Annotated in this window: 19 protein-coding genes; all 19 read left to right on the top strand. The window is 72.0% G+C overall.

Annotation, left to right across the window (positions count from 1 at the left end; genetic code table 11):
• The first annotated feature begins 30 nt into the window (after window positions 1–30).
• The 19 genes from dapB (at window position 31) to dapF (ending at window position 21,638) form a co-directional block, all read left to right on the top strand.
• The gene (gene dapB / locus BGP79_RS12990; RefSeq protein WP_076696207.1) at window positions 31–855 is read left to right on the top strand and encodes a 4-hydroxy-tetrahydrodipicolinate reductase; all 825 of its coding nucleotides are present in this window, start codon (window positions 31–33) and stop codon (window positions 853–855) included.
• 64 nt (window positions 856–919) lie between these two features.
• Entirely contained in the window at window positions 920–1,609 is a 690-nt protein-coding gene (locus tag BGP79_RS12985) for a hypothetical protein (RefSeq protein WP_369800202.1), read from the top strand.
• A complete protein-coding gene (locus BGP79_RS12980) occupies window positions 1,606–2,232 on the top strand; it encodes a pyridoxal 5'-phosphate synthase (RefSeq protein ID WP_076696205.1) in 627 nt (208 codons plus the stop codon). The genes BGP79_RS12985 and BGP79_RS12980 overlap by 4 nt, the downstream gene beginning before the upstream one ends.
• Window positions 2,229–2,912, top strand: a complete 684-nt coding sequence (locus tag BGP79_RS12975) for a DedA family protein (RefSeq protein ID WP_233121520.1) — start codon at window positions 2,229–2,231, stop codon at window positions 2,910–2,912. Before BGP79_RS12980 ends, BGP79_RS12975 begins: the two co-directional genes overlap by 4 nt.
• A gap of 217 nt (window positions 2,913–3,129) precedes the next feature.
• A complete protein-coding gene (gene dapA, locus BGP79_RS12970) occupies window positions 3,130–4,032 on the top strand; it encodes a 4-hydroxy-tetrahydrodipicolinate synthase (protein ID WP_076696203.1) in 903 nt (300 codons plus the stop codon).
• Window positions 4,029–5,723, top strand: a complete 1,695-nt coding sequence (locus BGP79_RS12965) for a ribonuclease J (protein WP_076696201.1) — start codon at window positions 4,029–4,031, stop codon at window positions 5,721–5,723. The genes dapA and BGP79_RS12965 overlap by 4 nt, the downstream gene beginning before the upstream one ends.
• Before the next feature lie 105 nt (window positions 5,724–5,828).
• Window positions 5,829–6,380, top strand: a complete 552-nt coding sequence (locus BGP79_RS12960; protein WP_076696199.1) for a dihydrofolate reductase family protein — start codon at window positions 5,829–5,831, stop codon at window positions 6,378–6,380.
• A gap of 129 nt (window positions 6,381–6,509) precedes the next feature.
• Window positions 6,510–9,353 carry a DNA translocase FtsK gene (locus tag BGP79_RS12955; protein ID WP_076696197.1) on the top strand — a complete coding sequence of 948 codons (2,844 nt, stop codon included), beginning with the start codon at window positions 6,510–6,512 and terminating at the stop codon, window positions 9,351–9,353.
• 67 nt (window positions 9,354–9,420) lie between these two features.
• The gene (gene pgsA, locus BGP79_RS12950; RefSeq protein ID WP_076696195.1) at window positions 9,421–10,017 is read left to right on the top strand and encodes a CDP-diacylglycerol--glycerol-3-phosphate 3-phosphatidyltransferase; all 597 of its coding nucleotides are present in this window, start codon (window positions 9,421–9,423) and stop codon (window positions 10,015–10,017) included.
• The gene (locus BGP79_RS12945; protein WP_233121518.1) at window positions 10,010–10,519 is read left to right on the top strand and encodes a CinA family protein; all 510 of its coding nucleotides are present in this window, start codon (window positions 10,010–10,012) and stop codon (window positions 10,517–10,519) included. The genes pgsA and BGP79_RS12945 overlap by 8 nt, the downstream gene beginning before the upstream one ends.
• A 268-nt stretch (window positions 10,520–10,787) precedes the next feature.
• Window positions 10,788–13,235, top strand: a complete 2,448-nt coding sequence (locus BGP79_RS12940) for a right-handed parallel beta-helix repeat-containing protein (protein WP_076696193.1) — start codon at window positions 10,788–10,790, stop codon at window positions 13,233–13,235.
• Between the two features lie 261 nt (window positions 13,236–13,496).
• Window positions 13,497–13,937 carry a helix-turn-helix domain-containing protein gene (locus BGP79_RS12935; protein WP_076696192.1) on the top strand — a complete coding sequence of 147 codons (441 nt, stop codon included), beginning with the start codon at window positions 13,497–13,499 and terminating at the stop codon, window positions 13,935–13,937.
• Between the two features lie 132 nt (window positions 13,938–14,069).
• Window positions 14,070–14,291: a DUF3046 domain-containing protein gene (locus BGP79_RS12930; RefSeq protein ID WP_076696190.1), complete on the top strand. Its 222-nt coding sequence runs from the start codon at window positions 14,070–14,072 to the stop codon at window positions 14,289–14,291.
• A 330-nt stretch (window positions 14,292–14,621) separates the two neighbouring features.
• Entirely contained in the window at window positions 14,622–15,683 is a 1,062-nt protein-coding gene (gene recA / locus BGP79_RS12925; protein ID WP_076696188.1) for a recombinase RecA, read from the top strand.
• 115 nt (window positions 15,684–15,798) lie between these two features.
• On the top strand, window positions 15,799–16,296 hold the full coding sequence (locus tag BGP79_RS12920; protein WP_076696186.1) for a regulatory protein RecX: 498 nt from the start codon (window positions 15,799–15,801) through the stop codon (window positions 16,294–16,296).
• A 113-nt stretch (window positions 16,297–16,409) separates the two neighbouring features.
• Window positions 16,410–17,876, top strand: coding sequence for a hypothetical protein (locus BGP79_RS12915; protein WP_143588420.1), 1,467 nt, complete (start codon window positions 16,410–16,412; stop codon window positions 17,874–17,876).
• Window positions 17,877–17,942: 66 nt separating this feature from the next.
• On the top strand, window positions 17,943–19,490 hold the full coding sequence (miaB, locus tag BGP79_RS12910) for a tRNA (N6-isopentenyl adenosine(37)-C2)-methylthiotransferase MiaB (RefSeq protein ID WP_076696182.1): 1,548 nt from the start codon (window positions 17,943–17,945) through the stop codon (window positions 19,488–19,490).
• 70 nt (window positions 19,491–19,560) lie between these two features.
• Window positions 19,561–20,484 (top strand): tRNA (adenosine(37)-N6)-dimethylallyltransferase MiaA, encoded by a 924-nt coding sequence (miaA, locus tag BGP79_RS12905; RefSeq protein ID WP_076696180.1) that lies wholly within the window; start codon window positions 19,561–19,563, stop codon window positions 20,482–20,484.
• 83 nt (window positions 20,485–20,567) lie between these two features.
• Window positions 20,568–21,638 (top strand): diaminopimelate epimerase, encoded by a 1,071-nt coding sequence (dapF, locus tag BGP79_RS12900; protein ID WP_083701917.1) that lies wholly within the window; start codon window positions 20,568–20,570, stop codon window positions 21,636–21,638.
• Window positions 21,639–21,727: the final 89 nt, after the last annotated feature.

Below are 21,727 nucleotides of genomic sequence, written 5' to 3'. Positions count from 1 at the left end.
CTCCCAGCCTGCTGCCCTAGGGTGGAGACCATGCCCGACTCCTCCGTTCCCGAAGCCGACGCCGTCGGAATCGACGCTCCCGGAACCGACTCCGGCTCGACCCCCATCCGCGTCGCGGTGACCGGGGCCGGCGGACGCATGGGCGCGGCCGCCGTCGACGCGATCGAGGCGGCCGACGATCTCGAACTTGTCGCCGCCCTGCGCCGCGGTGACGACCTGGAGCAGGTCGTGCGCGCGCGGGCCGACGTCCTGGTCGACCTGACGGTGCCGGACAGCACCGAGGAGATCGTGCACTTCGCCGTCCGCAACGGCGTCCACGCCGTCGTCGGCACCACCGGCTGGGACGAGGCCCGTCTGGCCGCCCTGACCGACGCCCTGGCCGCGGCCCCGGGTATCGGCGTGCTGATCGCCCCGAACTTCGCCGTCGGCTCCGTGCTCGCCACTGCGTTCGCCGCGAAGGCCGCGCGCTTCTTCGAGTCGGTCGAGATCATTGAACTGCACCACCCGGACAAGGTCGACGCCCCGTCCGGCACGGCCGCCCGCACCGCGGCGCTCGTCGCCGAGGCCCGCCGCGCCGCGGGGACGGCGCCGAGCCCGGACGCGACCCGCACCGGCACGCCGGAAGCGCGCGGCGCCGACGTCGACGGCGTGCGTGTGCACAGCGTGCGCCTGCGCGGCCTCGTCGCCCACCAGGAGGTGCTGCTCGGCTCCCCGGGAGAGACGCTGACCATCCGGCACGACTCGCTGGACCGTACCTCCTTCATGCCCGGCGTCCTGCTCGGCATCCGATCCGTCACCACCGCTCCCGGCCTCACCCACGGCCTCGACGCCTTCCTCGGCCTCGAGGAGCGGTGACGGAGCCGTGCAGAAAAGCGCTGCACGACTGGACGAGCAGAACGAGGGACTCGAAGGGACAGCGATGAGTGAGACGACCGGTCACGGCGCCCATGCCGAGAAGCCGGATGTCGAGACGGTGCGGAAGGACGCGGAGCGGAAGAACGCGCGGCGCGCCCTGAGCACCCGGCACCTGATCGGGCTGGTGCTGCTGGTGATCGGCGCGCTGGTGGCCCCGTTCGACTTCTGGCTCGGCCTGATCTTCATCGCGCCGGCGTTCTTCTTCCTCGCCACCCGCGTGTGGGTCGCCGTCGTCGTCGTCCTGCTCGCCCTCTACCTCGTGCTCACCGCCCAGCGCGGCTGGCTGCTGCTGATGTCCGACGGCGCCCTCGCCAAGGGACTCGGCGTCGCCCTGCTGCTGCTGCCCGTCGTGGGCGCCTGGGTCCTCGCCCGGGAGATCGCGTTCGGCACCCAGGTGGAGCGGATGGCCCGGATCCTCGACCGGGAGGGCGGCCTGCCCGACGACGACCTGCCGCGCCGCCCGTCCGGCCGGGTGATCCGTGCCGCCGCCGACGAGGCGTTCGAGCGGTACCGCACCGAGGTGCAGGCCGACCCTGAGGACTGGCGCCGCTGGTTCAGGCTGGCGTGGGCCTACGACGCCGCCGGGGACCGGACCCGCGGCCGCCGGGCGATGCGGGACGCCATCCGCCGTCACGCCGAGAACCCGGACCACCCGGCCCAGCCCGGTGCAGCGACGGAGGGACCCACCCCATGAGCGACCACGGACCCGCCCGGCCGGAGAACGACTCCGACGCGTCCACCGACCCGCTCGGCCGCCTGCGGTCGTGGTGGGAGCAAGCCCGTGAGATCGGCAGCGGCATCCCCGACGCCATCAGCCTCGCGACCGTGACGCCGGCGGGGTTGCCCGCCAACCGCATCGTGATCGCCAAGCGCGTGGACGACTCCGGCGTGGTGTTCGTCACGTCCGGGACCAGCGCCAAGGGTCGCGACCTGGCCGCCCACCCCGAGGCCGCCGCCGTCTTCCTCTGGCCGGACCCGCTCCGGCAGGTCCGCGTGAGTGGGCCGGTCGAGGTGCTCGACGACGCCGGCTCGGACGAGCTCTTCGCCTCCCACGCGCCGCTGTCCCGGGCCGGATTCGTCGCCTCCCGGCAGAGCGAGCCGATGGACCCGGACGGACTCGAGCGGCTGTGGGAGCGGATCCGCGACCTCGCGGAGACGCCCGACGAGCTCGCACGCCCCGCCACGTGGCACGGGTACCGGCTGGTGGCGACCGCGATCGAGTTCTGGTCCCAGGACGAGGAGCGCACCCAGACCCGCGTGCAGCTCACCCGGGCGACGCCGGCCGACCCGTGGCAGCAGCGCCGGGTCCAGCCGTGACGGCGGTGGCGTCCCTGCTGGTGCCGCTCTCGAGCCAGGACGCCGTCTCGGGCGCCACCGGCGGCGTCTTCGGGGCCGTCTCCCGCTGGGTGATCGACGTGATGGGCGTGATCGGCGCTCCGGGGGCCGGCCTGGCGGTGTTCCTCGAGAACGTCTTCCCCCCGATCCCGTCCGAGGTGATCCTGCCGCTCGCGGGTCTGGCCGCCAGTCAGGGCAGATTCAGCGTGGTCGAGGCGATCATCTGGACCACGACCGGCTCGGTGCTCGGCGCCTACCTGCTGTACGAGATCGGCCGGGTGCTCGGGCACGATCGCATCGTCCGGCTGGCGGCGAGGATCCCGCTGGTCGACGTCGAGGACGTCGACAAGGCCGTCGGCTGGTTCGACCGGCACGGGGACGCCGCCATCTTCTTCGGCCGGTTCATGCCCGGGGTGCGCAGCCTCATCTCCATCCCCGCCGGGATCGAGTCGATGCCACCGCTGCGGTTCGGGGTGCTCACCCTCGTCGGCTCCGGCATCTGGAACACCGTGTTCATCCTGGCCGGCTATCTGCTCGGCGATCACTGGGACACCGTGCTGGTCTGGGTCGACGCGGCCAAGTACGTGATCTTCGCCGTCATCGCGGTGCTGCTGGTCTGGTTCCTCGTCGCCAAGGTCCGGCGCCACCGCTCGCGCGCCTGACCTCGACCGTCTCGCCGGCAGCGAGTCCACCCACTCGTCGACCCACTCGTCGACCCACTCGTCGACCATGCGTCGGCCCGGCCGCCGGCACGCCGACGACCCTGCTCTCGACAGTCCGTCGACAGTCCGTCCACTCCCCGCAGAACCGCCGCAGCGGCGGCCGGCGACCGGCCCGTCGGGTGCGCGCGGGACCCCCGCAGCCGGTAACGTGGAGGCCATGCCCGACGCCCCCATTCCCTTCGGCCGCCTGTTGACCGCCATGGTCACGCCCTTCACCCCGGACGGGGAGGTGGACCTCGATGCCGCCGCGGCGCTGGCCGACCGGCTCGTGAGCGACGGGTGCGACGGCCTGGTCGTCACCGGCACCACCGGCGAGACGTCGACGCTGACGGACGAGGAGAACCTCGCCATGTTCCGTGCCGTCAAGGACGCGGTGGGGGACCGGGCCAGCATCATCGCGGGCACGGGCACCAACGACACCGCCCACTCGATCAACCTGTCCCGCCGCGCCGAGGAGCTCGGTGTCGACGGCCTGCTGATCGTCACCCCGTACTACAACAAGCCCAGCCAGACCGGCGTGCAGGCCCACTTCACGGCCATCGCCGACGCCGTCGGCCTGCCGATCATCGCCTACGACATCCCCGGCCGGTCCTCCATCCCGATCGCGCCCGAGACGATGCTCCGGCTCGCCGAGCACCCGCGCATCGTCGGCGTCAAGGACGCCAAGGCGGACTTCGCCGCCGCGACCCGCGTGCTGGCGGGCAGCGACCTCACCTGGTGGTCCGGCGACGACGGGCTGACCCTGCCCTGGATGTCGCTCGGCGCCGTCGGCGTCATCGGCGTCACCACGCACGTCGCCACCACCCGCTTCCGCGAACTGATCGACGCCGTCGTCGCAGGCGACCTGACGACCGCGACGACGATCGCCTACGAGCTCGAGCCCGTCATCCGTGCCACCATGGCGCGCGTCCAGGGCGCCGTCGCCGCCAAGCAGATCCTCGCCTGGCAGGGCGTTCTCGCCCACGCCGGCGTGCGCCTGCCCCTCGTCCCGCCCACCGCGGACGAGACCACCTTGATCCGTGCCGATCTGGCCGAGGCCGGTTGGGAGCTGTCCGCATGAGTGACCCCACGCTGGAACTGAAGGCCCCGCCCGCGCTGAAGCCGGGCACCATGCGGATCATCCCGCTGGGCGGCATCGGCGAGGTCGGCCGGAACATGACCGTCTTCGAACTCGACGGCAAGCTGCTCATCGTCGACTGTGGGGTGCTCTTCCCCGAGGAGCACCAGCCCGGCGTCGACCTGATCCTGCCGGACATCACGAGCATCCGGGACCGGCTCGACGACGTCGTCGCCGTCGTCCTCACCCACGGTCACGAGGACCACATCGGCGCCGTCCCGTACCTGCTGCGCCTGCGCAAGGACATCCCCCTGGTCGGCTCGCAGCTGACGCTGGCACTGATCGAGGCCAAGCTCGCCGAGCACCGGATCAAGCCCTACACGCTCGCCGTCACGGAGGGTCAGGTCGAACAGCTCGGCCCGTTCACCTGCGAGTTCGTCGCGGTCAACCACTCCATCCCGGATGCCCTCGCGGTCTTCATGCGCACGCCCGCCGGCAACGTGCTGCACACCGGCGACTTCAAGATGGACCAGCTGCCGCTCGACGGGCGGATCACGGACCTGCGCGCCTTCGCCCGGCTGGGGGAGGAGGGCGTCGACCTGTTCATGGTCGACTCCACGAATGCGGACGTGCCCGGCTTCATGTCCTCCGAGCGGGAGATCGGGCCCACGCTGGACCGGGTGATCGGCCAGGCCCGCAAGCGCGTCATCGTCGCCTCCTTCTCCTCCCACATCCACCGCGTCCAGCAGGTGCTCGACGCCGCCCACGCCAACGGCCGGAAGGTCGCCTTCGTCGGCCGCTCGATGGTGCGGAACATGTCGATCGCCTCGCAGCTGGGCTACCTGCACGTCCCCGAGGGCATCCTCGTGGACATGAAACGAGTGGACGACTACCCGCAGGAGAAGATCGTCCTGATGTCCACCGGTTCCCAGGGTGAGCCGATGGCCGCGCTGTCCCGGATGGCCAACGGCGACCACCGGGTCCAGGTGGGGCGCGGTGACACGGTGATCCTGGCCTCCTCCCTCATCCCGGGTAACGAGAACGCCGTCTACCGGGTGATCAACGGGCTGATGAAGCTCGGCGCCGACGTCGTACACAAGGGCAACGCCAAGGTGCACGTCTCCGGCCACGCGGCCGCCGGCGAGCTGCTCTACTGCTACAACATCGTCCGGCCCCGCCAGGTGATGCCCGTGCACGGCGAGGTCCGGCACCTGATCGCCAACGGCAAGCTCGCCCAGGCCACCGGCCTGGCCGAGGAGGACGTGCTGCTCACCGACGACGGGTCCGTCATCGACATGACCGACGGCGTCGCCCGCGTGGTCGGCGGCATCGAGTGCGGCTTCATCTACGTCGACGGCACCACGGTCGGCGAGATCACCGACGACGACCTGAAGGACCGCCGCACCCTCGGCGACGAGGGGTTCATCTCGATCGTCACTGTGGTCAACCGGCACAACGGCACGATCGTCTCCGGCCCGGAGATCCACGCCCGCGGCTTCGCCGAGGACGAGAAGGTGTTCGCCGAGATCATCCCGAAGATCAGCGAAGCCCTGCACGAGGCGGTGCAGTCCGGTCCGGGCAGCGCCCACACCACGTACCAGCTCCAGCAGATCGTCCGCCGCGTCGTCGGCTCCTGGGTGAACCGCCGGTACAAGCGGCGCCCGATGATCATCCCCGTCGTCCTCGAGGCCTGAGCGACCCACCGCCGGGTCGAGGCACGTTGACCGTCCCGTCCACGCGTTCCTAGGGTGACGGGTACGGCTCCGCCACCGGCGGGGGACGACGGGCGGGAGTGGACCATGCGGCGACTGATCGTCACCCAGAACGCCACGGTCGACGGCGCCGTGGAGATGCTCGACTCGTGGTTCGACCCGCGTGACCAGGACCCCGAGCTGGCCGCGGAGCTGCGGCGGCAGGACGAGACGAACGACGCGCTCCTGCTCGGCCGGCAGACCTTCGAGGATTTCCGCGGCTACTGGCCGCAGCAGACCGACGACACCACCGGGGTGGCCGATCAGCTGGACCGGGTGCACAAGTACGTCGTCAGCACTACCCTCGGGGACCCCGGTTGGATGAACAGCACGGTGCTGCACGGGGACCCGGTCGAGGAGGTCGGCCGGTTGAAGGATGTCCCGGGCCAGGACATCGTCTGTACCGGCAGCATCACCCTTGCGCACACCCTCATCACCGCGGGTCTGGTCGACGAGTTCCGCATCTTCACCTTCCCCGCGATCCAGGGCCGCGGTCGCCGGTTCTTCCCCGACGGCCACGCCGTCGACCGCCTGCGCGCGGTGGACGTGCGGCGCTTCGGCAACGGGGTCGTCTACACCGCCTGGGCGCCCACCGGGTGAGGCGGTCGCTCCGGCGGTGCTGATCCGGCGGCATTGATCCGCTGCGTTGGCCGGCGGCATTGCTCCGGCAGTGTCGGTCCGGTGGTGTTGGTCCGGCCTGCGGCTCCGCCTCAGCGGTACCGTGGAAGCATGGCGACCCGTACTTCCCCCGCCCCTGCCCGCCAGGGCAAGGGCAGCGCGTCGCGAGCATCCACCCGTTCCGGCGGTGGGACCGGCAGGTCCTCCGCCCGGTCGGCAGGCTCCTCGCGCGCTCCGCAGCCCGAGGACCGGCCCTCCCTTCTCGTGCGCGCCGCTCGCGGCGCGTGGCTGGGGCTCGCCCACGGCGTCGGGAACGCTGTCCGGGCCGTCGGGCACCGGGTCGAGGGGCTCGACCCGCAGGACCGTCGGGACGGCCGGGCGCTCCTGTTCCTCCTGCTCGCCGGCCTGGTCGCCGCGGTCGAATGGTGGTCGCTGTCCGGGTGGTTCGCCCGGGGCGTCCACGCCGTCGCCGCCGGCACGTTCGGCTCGATCGCGCTGATCCTGCCCTTCGTCCTCGTCATCCTCGGCCTGCGCTTGATGCGGACGCCGACCGCGACGAACGCCAACAACCGGGTGACCATCGGCCTGGCCGTGCTCACCGTCGCCTCCTCCGGCATCGCCCATCTCGCGCTCGGTGCGCCCACGATCTCCGCCGGCGTGGACCAGCTCTGGGCCGCCGGCGGCATGATCGGCTTCCTCGCCGCCAGCCCGCTCAGCCAGATCATCACCCCGGCGGGAACCCTCGTCCTGCTGCTCGCGCTGGCCTTCGTGAGCCTGCTCATCATCACGGCCACGCCCTTCGGCCGCATCCCCTCCCGTCTGCGCGCGCTGTACGAGCACCTGACCGGTCAGCAACCGTCGGCGGCGCGGGCGGACGAGCACGACCGCTCCTACCTGGACGACCCGGCTCCGCCCCGACCCGCCCGGCGGAAGAAACGATTCGGCCGCAGGGACCACGAGGACCGGACCGCCGAGCTGGACGCGTACGACGGCGACGAGGCGTTCGAGCGGGCCCTGCTGGACGACGACGCCGATCCGGCCACCGCGGACATCCCGGTCGTGGCGGAGACGCCGCCGCAGCCGGCGGTGCAGTCCTCTCCGGCGGTGCCGTCCTCTCCGGCGGTACAGTCCTCTCCGGCGGTACCGCCGGGGGTCCGCCGTCCCACCCGCGCCGAGCAGGCCGCCGCGAAGCTGCGCGCCGACCAGGGGCTCGACGCCGACAGCCGCCCGACCGAGGCCCTGGCCGCCGTCCGGTCGACCCCGGTCGCCCCGCAGATGCCGCCCAGCCCGATCCCGCAGCGCTCCGAGCAGCTGCAGCTCTCCGGCGACGTCACCTACACGCTGCCCGCCTCGGACGTGCTCACGCCCGGCACGCCGCCGAAGGAGCGGTCCGCGGCCAACGAGGCCGTCGTCGCCGCTCTGACGAAGGTGCTCACCGACTTCGGCGTCGACGCGGAGGTCACCGGGTTCTCCCGCGGCCCGACCGTCACCCGGTACGAGATCGAACTCGGCTCCGGCACCAAGGTCGAGCGGGTCACGGCGCTGAGCAAGAACATCGCCTACGCGGTGGCCTCGGCCGACGTGCGGATCCTCTCGCCCATCCCCGGCAAGTCCGCGATCGGCATCGAGATCCCCAACACCGACCGCGAGACCGTGTCGCTGGGCGACGTGCTGCGCTCGAACAACGCCCGCAAGACCGACCACCCGATGGTGATGGGCGTCGGCAAGGACGTCGAGGGCGGCTTCGTCGTCGCGAACCTCGCCCGGATGCCGCACCTGCTGGTCGCCGGTGCCACCGGCGCGGGCAAGTCCTCGTTCGTCAACTCGATGATCACGTCCATCCTGATGCGATCCACGCCGGACGAGGTGCGGATGGTCATGGTCGACCCCAAGCGCGTCGAGCTGACCGCGTACGAGGGCGTCCCGCACCTGATCACGCCGATCATCACCAACCCGAAGAAGGCGGCCGAGGCGCTGCAGTGGGTCGTCCGCGAGATGGACGCCCGCTACGACGACCTGTCGACCTACGGGTACAAGCACATCGACGACTTCAACAAGGCCGTCCGCAACGGCAAGGTCACCCCGCCGCCGGACTCCAAGCGCGTGATCAAGCCGTACCCGTACCTGCTGGTCATCGTCGACGAGCTCGCGGACCTCATGATGGTCGCGCCGCGGGACGTCGAGGACTCGATCGTGCGGATCACCCAGCTGGCCCGTGCCGCCGGCATCCACCTCGTCCTCGCCACGCAGCGGCCCTCCGTCGACGTCGTCACCGGCCTGATCAAGGCCAACGTCCCGTCCCGGATGGCGTTCGCCACCTCGTCGGTCACCGACTCCCGCGTCGTCCTGGATCAGGCCGGCGCGGAGAAGCTGATCGGCCAGGGCGACGCTCTGTTCCTGCCGATGGGCGCCTCCAAGCCGATGCGCGTGCAGGGCGCCTGGGTCACCGAGTCCGAGATCCACCAGGTCGTCGAGCACGTCAAGGGCCAGCTGCGGGCCGTCTACCGGGACGACGTCACGGTGCAGGCCGAGAAGAAGCAGATCGACGAGGAGATCGGCGACGACCTCGAGCTGCTGCTCTCCGCCGCCGAGCTGGTGATCAACACCCAGTTCGGGTCGACGTCGATGCTCCAGCGCAAGCTGCGGGTCGGATTCGCCAAGGCCGGACGTCTGATGGACCTGCTCGAGTCGCGCGGCGTCGTCGGTCCCTCGGACGGTCCCAAGTCCCGCGAGGTGCTGGTCAAGCCCGACGACCTGGGCGTCACGCTCGCCGCGATCCGCGGCGACGATCCGCCGGCCGCTGCCACCGCGACGGCGGGGAATGCGGATGCGGCGGGGGACTGGGGCACCGACCTGGTCGCGGCCGACCTCGATGACCGGACCCAGGCGATCGACTACCACGACGACGCCGAGGGGGACGACTCCGAGGACGCCTGGAACCTGACCGGGCGCTGAGGTCCGGCGCGGACGTCGCGGCCGGGCGGTTCGCCGGACGGTCGGGTCGCCCCGGTAGCCTTGACGGATGAGCACCCCGGCACCGCACTCCTCCCCGGTCTCCTCCTGGAACCTGCCGAACGTGCTGACCGGCATCCGCATCCTGCTGGTGCCCGTGTTCATCGTGCTGCTGGCCGCCGACGGGGGAGCGCACGGAGGCCTGCGCTGGGCCGCCGCCGCCCTCTTCGTCGTCGCGATCTACACCGACAAGCTCGACGGCGACATCGCGCGGTCCCGTGGGCTGGTGACGAACTTCGGCAAGATCGCCGATCCGATCGCGGACAAGCTGCTCACGGGGTCGGCCCTGGTGATGCTGTCGGTGCTCGGTGAGCTGTGGTGGTGGGTCACCATCGTCATCCTCGTCCGCGAGTGGGGCATCACCGCGCTGCGGTTCTGGGTGATCCGCTACGGCGTGATGGCGGCCTCGGCCGGCGGCAAGCTGAAGACCGTGCTGCAGGCCGCCGCGATCATCCTGCTGCTCATGCCGCTCGGCACCGTGCTCGGCCCGTGGGCGCTGTGGCTCGGCTGGCTCGTGATGGCGGCCGCGCTCGTCGTCACGGTCGTCACCGGCGTCGCCTACGTCCGCGATGCGCTCACCCTGCGCCGTGAGGGCACCCGTGCCTGACCCGGCCGAGGGATCGCCGAGCACCGGGTTGCCTGCCGATCCCGCTCGCGTGATCGAGGCCGCCGTGGCCCGCGGCCTCACCATCGCCACCGCCGAGTCCCTCACCGGGGGCGCCGTGTGCGCCGCGCTGGTCGAGGTGCCAGGAGCGTCCGCGGCCGTGCGGGGCGGCGTCGTGTCCTATCACCGTGACGTCAAGGTCGCCCTCCTGGGCGTCGATCCCGAGCGCCTCGCCTCCCACGGTGCCGTCGACCCCGAGGTGGCCGCGCAGATGGCCGCCGGAGCCCGCACGGCGACCGGAGCCGACATCGCCGTTGCGACCACGGGGGTGGCCGGCCCGGAGCCGCACGACGGGCAACCCGTCGGCACGGTCTGGATCGGCACGGCGTCCGCCGCCGGGGAAAATGCGGTGCTCCACCGGTTCGCCGGGGACCGCGACCGGATCCGCGGGGCCGCTCGCGACGCCGCGCTGAGCGCCCTGCTCGACGTCGTCACCACTCGATGACCGCCGACGACGGAGTCATCGCACCGGTGCATCGTTTCGGCTTCCGAACAGTCGCTGAGTCGTGATGAAAACGAGATCACAGCAGATTCACAGGAAAATTGCCTTACGCGTCTGTCACGTGGCTCACCTGTGCCGTTGTCATGCATTCTCCTGCCGGCATGAACGCTTCGCTGGACGCATAGTCGTGATCGTTTCGCGACCGACCGGCGAGTAGCCGGACGAGGTGTAGCTTTTCCGTGATCATCCCTCGCTGACCCCAGAGGACATCATGGCCGTCACTTCGCCCTGCCCTGCTCTGCGCTCGTTCCGCCGCCGTGCGGCGATCGCCCCCGCTCTCCTGCTCGCCACGACCCTGCTCGTCGCGACACCCGCTCACGCCGCGGACACCACCGTGGCCGCCGACGGTTTCGACCGCACGGTGGCATCCGGACTCGGATCGGCGACGACCGGCGGTGCCTGGAGCAGCGCGGCGACGACCGGGCTGTCCGTCTCCGGGGGCACGGCCCGGGCCCAGCTCGCCGCCGGCGCCCGGCAGGTCGCGACCCTGACCTCGGTCAGTTCCCTGGACACCCGGATGAACGCCGACTTCGGCGTGGATGCGCTGCCCGCATCCGGCATGGGCATCTTCAACGGCGTCACGCTCCGCGCTTCCGGCAAGGCCGCGTACACGACCGTGGTGCGCGTCCGACCCGACGGGACGCTCCGTGCCTCGATCAGCCGGACCAACGCCGCCGGCACCACGACGACCATCGCCCCGGAGGTGACCGCACCCGGGTCGGTGGCCGGTGGCGGCCGGTACGCGGTCCGCGCCGAGACGGTCGGCACCTCGCCCGTCACCGTCCGGGTGAAGGTCTGGGCCGCCGGGGCGACGGAGCCCACGGCCTGGACGCTGACCCGCGACGACGCCGCGACCGACCGGGTGACCACGGCGGGCGCCGTCGGGGTCAACCTGTACAACGCCCCGACCTCCGGAACGCGCACTGTCTCCTTCGACAACGTCCGCGGCACGTCGACGTCGGCCGTCACCGCCGTCGCGCCGGCACCCGCCCCGGCTCCTGCTCCTGCCCCGGCCCCTGCTCCGGCGACGTCGGGCTCCCGGGGTGCTCCCGCGATCGGCACGGCGGACTACGGCGTGCCCTCGGGCGCCCTGGTGGTTTCGCCGACGGGCAACGACGGTGCGGCCGGCACCGTCGCGGCCCCGATGCGCACCGCCCAGGCCGCCGTCGACCGCGCCGCCAACGGACAGACCGTCGTCCTGCGGGGCGGCACCTACCACGAGCGGGTCGCGATCCCGCGCGGCAAGCGACTCACCGTCCAGCCCTATCCGCGGGAGGCCGTCTGGTTCGACGGGTCGGTGCCCGTCACCGCCTGGAGCCAGTCGGGCACCCGTTGGGTGAGCTCGGGCTGGACGGCGACGTTCGACAGTCCCGCCCACCGCACCACGAACACCGATTTCGCCCGGTTCACCGATCCGGCCCACCCGATGTCCACGTACCCGGACATGGTCTTCGTCAACGGCACCCCGCTGCGTCAGGTGGGCTCGGCGTCCGCGGTCGTGGCCGGGACCTTCTCCGTCGACTACGGCAACCACACGCTGACCATCGGCTCCAACCCCGCCGGTGCGTCCGTGCGTGCCAGCAACCTCTCGCAGGCCTTCGAGGTCGCCTCGGACGGCACCGTCCTGCGCGGGATCGGCATCCGCCGCTACGCGAATCCCCTCTCCAGCAACGGCGTCGTCTACCTCGCCGGTGTCGGCGCGGCGATGCGCGACACCGAGGTCTCGGACAACGCCACCACCGGCGTCTCGGCGGCCAAGACCGGCCAGACGCTGCAGCGGAACTCGTTCCTGCGCAACGGCATGGTCGGTCTCGGCGGGTACCAGGCCGACGGCCTGACGCTGGCCGACAACGCGATCAACGACAACAACACGGAGTACTTCAAGCCCGCGCCGACCGCGGCCGGGGCGAAGATCGTCCGCACGCGGGGCATGACCATCCGCAACAACGACTTCCTGCGCAACCGCAGTGCCGGTGTGTGGCTGGACGAGTCCGACACGGACTTCACCATCACCCACAACACGGCGTCGGCGAACACCACCACCGGCATCCAGGCCGAGATCTCCGAGTCGGGCATCATCGCGGACAACCGGGCGACCGACAACACCACCGGCATCCAGATCATCTCGACCGGCAACGTGAAGGTGTTCAACAACCTCATCGGCGGCAACACGTTCATGGGCCTGAAGGTCTTCCAGGACGCCCGTCGTCAGGCGGTGGCCAGCTGGGCCGGGCACGACACGCGTCGTCCCATCCCGGATCCGACCTGCACCTGGGTGACCCGCAACATCCAGGCCAGCAACAACGTCTTCACCACCACCGGGCTGTTCCAGGTCTACGCACTCAGCGGCCAGTCCGGCGTGCCCGGTGACCGGATCTTCGCGTCCATCAACGGCAACCTCGTCGGTGACCGCAAGGTAGGGGTGCAGCCGACGGTCGTCGCGCTGGGCGAGCTGGACACGCTGCTGCGGCGGTACCAGTCCAACGCGGAACTGACGGCGCTGCACTCCAGCTGGAGCAACGCCTTCGCCGCCTGGGGTCTGACCACCGACCAGATGGCGGCCCGGGCCACGACCCTGACGTCCGGGGCTGCGCTTCCCGCCGACGTGGCCGCCGCGGTGGGTCAGCCGACGGGCGTTCGCCGGGTGGGCACCTTCTGACGGACACGGGCCTTCCGGGTCGTACAGTCGACCCCCAGCTTCACGTCAGTGGATCCCCAGCCCGCGCTCCTAGGCTGGAGAGCCCCGGTGACAGCCGGGCACGCACGACGCCGCGGACTTCCGACCGGAACACCGGTCGGAACAAAACGTGACGTCAGACGGTTGTCATCAGTGAACCGGCGCCGACGGCCCCGGTAGCATGGAATCACCTCGAGGCCACGGCAGCGCGGGGGTCCACCCGAACAGGAGTTGACGACACAGATGGTGAAGGAACCCGTATCCGTGAACGGCGTCGTCCGTTGGCGCGAAGTGGGTCTGGCCGCAGAGACGAAACACGACCAGAAGGAGCGCACGATGGTGCTGTTGCGTCACGAGATCGGTGATGTGCTGCGTGATGTCCGTCAACGCCAGGGCCGCACGCTCCGGGAGGTCAGTCACGACGCGCGAGTCTCGCTCGGTTACCTCAGCGAGGTCGAGCGTGGCCAAAAGGAAGCCTCGTCCGAACTGCTGTCGTCCATCTGCTCGGCCCTGTCCGTCCCGCTCTCCCTCCTTCTCCGCGAGGTCAGCGATCGGCTTGCCGTCGCCGACGGGGTGACGGTGCCGGACACCGTGCCGACGGATCTGTCCCGCGAGTTCGTCACCGAGATCCCCGACGAGGTCCCGGAGCAGTTCTCGCGTCCGCTCTACTCCGGTCGCGTCTGACGCGGACCCGGATCCACTCCTCGGCGGCGAGAGCCGTCCACGATCCTCTCGATGGGGCCCACCGGCCGGTCCGGTGGGCCCCATCGTCGCGCCGGGACCCGGCCGGCGCCCGACCACTCGACAGGAACACCGATGCGCACCAGCCACTTCTGGCGACTCATGGACGACGAGTTCGGCGTCGCCTACTCCCGCGTCCTCGCCCGCGATCTGGTCCTGACCCGGCTCGGCGGGCACAGCGTCGTCGACGCCCTCGACACCGGCGCCGATCCGCGTGAGGTGTGGCTGGCCGTGTGCGACGCGCAGGACGTGCCCGAGTCCCGCCGACTCGGCCGGGACATCCCGCCGCGGCGCTGAGCCCACGCCTGGTCGCGATGGCAACACGCCGCGTCGGGCCTTCGAATATCTGTTCGGATCGCAGTAGGCTCGAGAACAGAACGAGCAAGCAGGATCGGCACTCGTCCGAACATCGTTCCCGAGAGCTCGGGCAGCAGGAACGACCGTCCTCGCGACGGCTCCGGGACGACGGTTCCGGGCGAGTTCCGGCGGACGTTGTCCACAGGCGGAGCGACTCCGCTGCTTTTGTCGGTGCTGCCGCCTAGCGTTGCCGACATCGGATCCGCCCCCGCGGATTCCCCCAGTCCGAAACACCCTGGCCACCGCGGCCACGACCGAAGAGGTGGAGACATGCCGGCACCAGCCGACCGCCAGAAGGCCCTCGAGACCGCCCTCGCCCAGATCGACAAGCAGTTCGGCAAGGGCTCCGTGATGCGCCTGGGCGATGAGACGCGCGCCCCCATCGAGACCATCTCGACCAGTTCCATCGCCATGGACGTGGCCCTCGGCATCGGCGGTCTGCCGCGTGGCCGCGTGGTCGAGATCTACGGCCCCGAGTCCTCCGGCAAGACCACGGTGGCCCTGCACGCGGTCGCCAACGCCCAGCGCAACGGCGGCATCGCGGCGTTCATCGACGCCGAGCACGCCCTGGACCCCGACTACGCGCAGAAGCTCGGCGTCGACACCGACGCCCTGCTCGTCTCCCAGCCGGACACCGGTGAGCAGGCGCTGGAGATCATGGACATGCTGGTCGGGTCGGGCTCGCTCGACATCGTCGTCATCGACTCCGTGGCGGCGCTCGTGCCGCGCGCCGAGATCGAGGGCGAGATGGGTGACAGCCACGTCGGTCTGCAGGCCCGGCTGATGAGCCAGGCCCTGCGGAAGATCACCGGCCGCCTGAGCCAGACGAAGACCACCGCCATCTTCATCAACCAGCTGCGCGAGAAGATCGGGGTCTTCTTCGGCAGCCCGGAGACCACCACCGGTGGAAAGGCGCTGAAGTTCTACGCCTCGGTCCGCATCGACGTGCGCCGCATCGAGACCCTGAAGGACGGGGCGAACCCGGTCGGCAACCGCACGCGCGCGAAGATCGTCAAGAACAAGATGGCCCCGCCGTTCAAGCAGGCCGAGTTCGACATCCTCTACGGCCACGGCATCTCCCGCGAGGGCGGCCTGATCGACATGGGCGTGGAGCACGCGCTGGTCAAGAAGTCCGGCGCCTGGTTCACCTACGACGGGGACCAGCTCGGGCAGGGCAAGGAGAACGCCCGGCAGTTCCTCAAGGACAACCCGGAACTCGCCGACGAGCTGGAGCGGCGCATCCGCGAGAAGCTCGGCATCGGTGTCCGCGCCGCGGACGTCGAGCAGGGCTCTCCGCAGCTGAAGGCGGTCGGGGACGACGACGGGTTCTGATCGACGCGGCGGAGGCGGCCGCCGCCGACGCGGTCCGAGCAACTCCGCCGGTGACGCCTCCGACTGTGCTTCCGACAGGGCGTCCCGGCCGGAGGCGGAGGCCGACCCGGAGGAGGTGGCCCGCAGCATCGTGTTGCGGCAGCTGACCGGGTCGGCCAAGAGCCGGGCACAGCTGGAGCAGAAGCTCGCCGACCGGAACGTGCCCGAGGACGCCGCGACCGCGGTCCTGGACCGGTACGAGGATCTGGGCCTGGTCGACGACGTCGAGTTCGCCCGGATGTGGGTCAGCAGCCGGGTGGAGTACCGACACCTCGGCAGGTCGGCGCTCCGCCGTGAGCTCACGCTCAAGGGCGTCGACCGGGACACCGTCGCCGACGCTCTCGCGAACGTCAGCGACGAGCAGGAGTACGAGGGGGCGCTCGCCCTCGTCCGCCGCAAGGTCACCGCAGCGGATCGTCGGGAGCTCGCGTCCCCGGACGCGGACCGGCAGCGTCTCGTCCGCCGCCTGGTCAGCATGCTCGCCCGCAAGGGCTATCCGCCCGGGACGGCGTTCCGGGCCGTCAACGAGGTGCTCGGCGAGGACGAGGACGGCGTCATCCCCGACGACGACTGACCGCCGTCCCGGAGTCGTTCCCGGCCGCGGGCGCATTCGTCCGGCGTGTCGTTCCGGCGTGTCCTGCGCGATCCGGCCGGGTCGGCCCCGGCGGCGTCCTAGCCTGTGTGCTGATGGCCACCGCCGCTCATCGACGTGCACGTCCGGTCCGCCGGCCCCTCAGCTGCGTCGTCCTCTGCCTCGCCCTGGGACTCGGGGCGCTCGTTCCCGTGCCCGCTGCGCAGGCCGGGCCGGGGGACTACCCGAGCTGGGACCAGGTGCGTCGCGCCCGGCACACCGAGGCGGACAAGGTCCACGAGATCGGGGTCGTCTCCACCCTGCTGGATCGTCAGGAGACCGAGGCGGCCCGCGCCGCCGACATTGCCGTGCAACGCCTGGCCGAGCAGGCGCTGGCCCAGCAGGCCGCCGACGCCGCTCGATTCACCGCGGAGGTGGTCGGGCAACGCCGCGACGAGGCCGTCCGGCAGCTGGCCTCCTCCTCCCGCATGGTCGGAGTCCTCGCCTCCGCCGCCTGGCGCAACGCGGGAACGGCATCCCTCCTGCTCGTCCCCGCCAACCTCGAACAGGCGCGCGAACTCGGCATCCTGCGCGTCGTGCTCTCCCGCACCGGCAGGACCGTCGAGGACTACCGGTCGCGGCGCAACACCCTCGCGGCGATGGAGAGCCAGGCCGCCGCGGCCCAGCAGGTGCGGGACCGGACGGCCGAGAAGGCCCGACAGGCGCTGGCTGCCGCCATCGCGGCACAGCAGGACGCGCAGCGGATCGTCGTCGCCCAACAGACCCACCGCACCGAGCTCTACGCCCAGCTGGCCCTCCTCAAGGGCACCACGGCGCGCGCCGAGATCACCTACCGCGACGGAGTCCGGCGCGCGGAGGCCTACCGAGCGGCGCAGGCCGCCGCCCGCGCCGAAGCGGCGCGTCGGGCCCGTGAGGAGGCAGCGCGGCAGGCGGCGGAGTTGGCCGCCCAGCGGGCGGCGCAGCAGGCCGCGGCTCAACAGGCCGCGGCTCAACAACAAGCCGCACAGCAGGCCGCGCAGCAGCAGGCAGCACAGCAGGCCGCGCAGCAGCAGGCAGCACAGCAAGCGGCGCAGCAGCAGGCAGCACAGCAAGCCGCGCAGCAACAAGCAGCTCAGCAGCAGGCCGCGCAGCGACAAGCAGCCCGGCAGGTGTCACCCGTGGCGGTGCCGGCCCCCGCTCCTGCCGCGCCCGCCCCGTCCCCGGTCACCTCGGCGGAACCGGCGCTGCTGACCACGACGCCCACCGGGGCCGTCAACGATCCGGCCGGTGCACAGGCGTGGGCCGCGTCCCGGCTCGGCGCCCACGGCTGGGGGCAGGACCAGATGAGCTGCCTCGTGCCCCTGTGGGATCGGGAGTCCGGCTGGCAGACGACGGCGACGAACCCGTCGAGCCTCGCCTACGGCATCCCGCAGTCCCTGCCCGCGTCGAAGCTCGCCAGCGCGGGCGCGGACTGGCTCACCAACTACCGGACGCAGGTGGACTGGGGCCTCGGGTACATCGCCGACCGGTACGGCTCACCCTGTGGCGCGTGGGGCCACGAGCAGTCCGCCGGATGGTACTGACCGGCCGCTGCTGACTGTCGGTGGCCGTGAGAACCGTGCGGCCGGCCCGCTCGGTAGGCTGGTGCGGTGAGTTCGACGCTTCTGCCCGCACTGCCCGCGACCATCGACGCCGAGGCTCCCCGCACCTACCAGGTGCGCACCTTCGGCTGCCAGATGAACGTCCACGACTCCGAGCGGATCAGCGGCCTGCTCGACGCCGCCGGGTACGTGCCGGTGCCGGACACCGCGGGTGAGGGTGAGGCCGACATCGTCGTGTTCAACACCTGCGCGGTGCGGGAGAACGCGGACAACAAGCTGTACGGCCACCTCGGCCAGCTCGTCGGCGCGAAGCGGGCGAACCCGCGGATGCAGGTCGCCGTCGGGGGCTGTCTCGCCCAGAAGGACCGGGACACGATCCTCGCGAAGTCGTCCGTGGTCGACGTCGTCTTCGGCACCCACAACATCGGCGCCCTGCCGACGCTGCTGGACCGGGCCCGGCACAACCAGCAGGCCGAGCTGGAGATCCTCGAATCCCTCGACGTGTTCCCCTCGACGCTGCCAACCCGGCGCGAGTCCGCGCACTCCGGCTGGGTGTCGATCTCCGTGGGCTGCAACAACACGTGCACGTTCTGCATCGTGCCGTCCCTGCGCGGCAAGGAGCGCGACCGCCGGCCCGGCGACATCCTCGCGGAGGTGCAGGCGCTGGTCGACGACGGGGCCGTCGAGGTCACGCTGCTCGGCCAGAACGTCAACTCCTACGGTGTCGAGTTCGGCGAACGGGGTGCATTCGCGGACCTGCTGCGCGCGTGCGGCACGGTTGACGGGCTCGAACGCGTGCGCTTCACGAGCCCCCACCCGGCCGCCTTCACCGACGACGTCATCGACGCGATGGCCGAGACCGGCAACGTCATGCCCCAGCTGCACATGCCCCTGCAGTCCGGCAGCGACGCCGTGCTCAAGGCGATGCGCCGGTCCTACCGCTCCAGCCGGTTCCTGGGCATCCTCGACCGGGTCCGTGACCGCCTCCCGCACGCGGCCATCACCACGGACATCATCGTCGGCTTCCCGGGGGAGACCGAGGAGGACTTCCAGGCCACGCTCGACGTCGTCGAGGCCTCCCGCTTCTCCTCCGCCTTCACGTTCCAGTACTCCATCCGTCCCGGCACCCCCGCGGCCACGATGGAGCACCAGGTGCCCAAGGCCGTCGTCCAGGAACGCTACGAGCGGCTCATCGCCCTGCAGGAGCGCATCAGCGGTGAGGAGAACCGGGCCCTGATCGGCCGCACCGCCGAGGTGATGATCACCGCCGCCGCCGGGTCGAAGGCCGACACCACGGGCCGGATCTCCGGCCGCGCCCGGGACAACCGGCTCGTCCACGTCGCCGTTCCCGCCGGGGCCGGGGTGCCGCGCCCCGGTGACATGGTCACCGTCCCCATCACCGCGGCCGCGCCCTACCACCTGATCGCCGACCCCGCGCCGGAGCAGTACGCGCTGCGCCGCACGCGCGCCGGCGACGCGTGGGACCGGGCGCAGGCCGAGTCGTGCGGTGTGCCCGCCCCGGCGTCCGCCGGCGGGGCCGCCGGGCGACCCGGTGCCGTCGCACTCGGGATGCCGGCCCTGCCCGGCCGCGCCTGAGACGTGAGCGCACCCGTCGTCCGGATCGCCCGCATCGTCCGGGTGGCGATGCCGAGCCGGTCGTGAACCGGTGACCGGTCAGCCGGCCCCCGTCGTCGCGATCGTGGGTCCGACCGGCACCGGCAAGTCCGACCTCGCCGTCGACGTCGCGCTCGCCCTCGACGGGGAGATCGTCAACGCCGACGCGCTGCAGTTCTACCGCGGCATGGACATCGGCACCGCCAAGCTGCCCGAGGCCGAGCGCCGGGGGGTCCCACACCACCTGCTCGACGTCCTCGAGGTGACCGACGAGGCCTCCGTCGCCACGTATCAGCAGCAGGCCCGCGACACGATCGACGACATCGCCGCACGCGGCCGCCGCGCCGTCCTGGTCGGCGGCTCGGGACTGTACGTCCGCGCGGCGCTGGATCGCCTCGAGCTGCCCGGCACCGACCCGGCCATCCGCGCACGCCTCGAGGCGGAGGCCGAGGCCGGGGGGCTGGAGGCGTTGCGGGCCCGACTCACGCTGGTCGACCCCGTCGCGGCGGGCCGCGTGCACGACGCCCGCCGGGTGATCCGGGCGCTCGAGGTGCACGAGCTCACGGGCCGGCCGTTCAGTTCCTTCATGCCCGACCGCCAGTACGTCCGTCCCACCGTCCAGCTCGGCCTGCGGATGCCCACCCCGGCCCTGCGCGAGCGGCTGGACGCGCGCGTGCACGCCATGGTCGAGCAGGGTCTGGCGGAGGAGGTCGCGCGGCTGGATGCCGCCGGACTGCGCCGCGGCCGGACGGCGTCCCGGGCCATCGGCTACGCGCAGTTCCTCGCCGTCGCCGACGGCGAGCTGAGCGAGGCGGACGCGATCGCCGACACCGTGACGGCCACCCAGCGGTTCGCCAAGCGCCAGCGCACCTGGTTCGGGGCCGACCCGCGCGTCCACTGGCTCGACGTCGACCGCACCGACCGGCCCGGTCTGCTCGAGGCCGCCCTCACCCACCTGTCGCCGGTTCGTCGCTAGAGGCTGCGTCCGGGCCCGATCCCGGGCATCGGTCTACGTCGGGTGACGAGTCGGCGTTGAAGGGCGGGCGATAGGCTGGGGGCATGCCCCCCGTGACCTCGGCCACTGCCCTGCCCGACGGCGTCGCCCCCACGGGTCCGCCCGCAGGCGCCCGTCCCGGGCACACCGTCTCGTCGTCGACCGCTCCGTCGACCACGGTCCCGTCGCCGAACGCGGTACACGACGACGCGCTGGCCCGGGCCGCCGAACGCTGGTCCGGCGTCACCCTGACCAAGGGCCACGGCACCGGCAACGACTTCGTGGTGCTGGCCGATCCGGACGGCAGCCGGCCCGTCGACGAGCCGACCGCGGCCGCCCTGTGCGACCGGCACCGGGGGATCGGGGCCGACGGCATGATCCGCGCTGTCCCGTCCCGGCTGCTGCCCGAGGGACGGGCCCTGCTCGACGCCGAGCCGGCCGCCGAGTGGTTCATGGACTACCGCAACGCCGACGGCTCCCTCTCCGAGATGTGCGGCAACGGGGTGCGCGTCTTCGCCGAGTTCCTGCGCCGCGAGGGCCTCGCCACCGTCGAGCCCGGCACGGTGCTGCCCATCGGCACCCGCGGCGGCGTCAAGTACGTGCGGGCCGTCGACGGGGGCTACGCCGTGGACATGGGGCCGTGGACACTGATCGACGCCGCGACGGCCCGCGAGCGCGGCGCCGACGCCCTCGTCCGCACGGACGGCGTCGACGTCGACCGGCCGGCCGTCTCCATCAGCATGGGCAACCCGCATACCGTCGTCGCCCTCGCCTCGGTCGCCGAACTGGACGCGCTCGCTCTCACCCGGGCACCGAGTGTGGACCCGCTCCCGCCGGCCGGGACGAACGTGGAGTTCGTGGTGCCCGCGGACCCGCTCGTGGGGGACGACGGCGTCGCGGCGCTGGCGATGCGGGTGCACGAACGCGGCGTGGGGGAGACCCAGTCCTGCGGGACGGGGGCCTGCGCCGCCGCCGCAGCCATCCGCTTCTGGGCCGGGACGGGCGCTCCGGACCGGTACACGGTCGCGGTGCCGGGCGGCGTCGTCGGCGTGACCTTCACGGCCGCGGCGGACGGCACCGAGCACGTCGAACTGAGCGGCCCGGCGCTGCTGGTCGGACGGGTCGACCTGCTCTGACCGGAGCGCGGCCGGCGTGGCGAGCGCACCGGCCCGGTGCACCCGGCAGCCTCGCCCGGCCGACTCAGCCGACTCGCTCAGCCGGCATG

The sequence above is a fragment of the Tersicoccus sp. Bi-70 genome (assembly GCF_001968825.1).
GTDB lineage: Bacteria > Actinomycetota > Actinomycetes > Actinomycetales > Micrococcaceae > Tersicoccus.
The sequence above is the reverse complement of the archived record's forward strand: the minus strand, read 5'-3'. Positions and strand labels throughout refer to the sequence as shown.

Excerpts from the sequence above, each read along its gene's own strand:
- recA (WP_076696188.1), top strand. The coding sequence starts at position 14,622 with ATGCCGGCACCAGCCGACCGCCAGAAGGCCCTCGAGACCGCCCTCGCC.
- dapB (WP_076696207.1), top strand. The coding sequence starts at position 31 with ATGCCCGACTCCTCCGTTCCCGAAGCCGACGCCGTCGGAATCGACGCT.
- BGP79_RS12915 (WP_143588420.1), top strand. The coding sequence starts at position 16,410 with ATGGCCACCGCCGCTCATCGACGTGCACGTCCGGTCCGCCGGCCCCTC.
- BGP79_RS12965 (WP_076696201.1), top strand. The coding sequence starts at position 4,029 with ATGAGTGACCCCACGCTGGAACTGAAGGCCCCGCCCGCGCTGAAGCCG.
- BGP79_RS12980 (WP_076696205.1), top strand. The coding sequence starts at position 1,606 with ATGAGCGACCACGGACCCGCCCGGCCGGAGAACGACTCCGACGCGTCC.
- BGP79_RS12960 (WP_076696199.1), top strand. The coding sequence starts at position 5,829 with ATGCGGCGACTGATCGTCACCCAGAACGCCACGGTCGACGGCGCCGTG.
- dapA (WP_076696203.1), top strand. The coding sequence starts at position 3,130 with ATGCCCGACGCCCCCATTCCCTTCGGCCGCCTGTTGACCGCCATGGTC.
- BGP79_RS12930 (WP_076696190.1), top strand. The coding sequence starts at position 14,070 with ATGCGCACCAGCCACTTCTGGCGACTCATGGACGACGAGTTCGGCGTC.
- dapF (WP_083701917.1), top strand. The coding sequence starts at position 20,568 with ATGCCCCCCGTGACCTCGGCCACTGCCCTGCCCGACGGCGTCGCCCCC.
- BGP79_RS12935 (WP_076696192.1), top strand. The coding sequence starts at position 13,497 with ATGGTGAAGGAACCCGTATCCGTGAACGGCGTCGTCCGTTGGCGCGAA.
- BGP79_RS12940 (WP_076696193.1), top strand. The coding sequence starts at position 10,788 with ATGGCCGTCACTTCGCCCTGCCCTGCTCTGCGCTCGTTCCGCCGCCGT.
- pgsA (WP_076696195.1), top strand. The coding sequence starts at position 9,421 with ATGAGCACCCCGGCACCGCACTCCTCCCCGGTCTCCTCCTGGAACCTG.
- BGP79_RS12985 (WP_369800202.1), top strand. The coding sequence starts at position 920 with ATGAGTGAGACGACCGGTCACGGCGCCCATGCCGAGAAGCCGGATGTC.
- BGP79_RS12955 (WP_076696197.1), top strand. The coding sequence starts at position 6,510 with ATGGCGACCCGTACTTCCCCCGCCCCTGCCCGCCAGGGCAAGGGCAGC.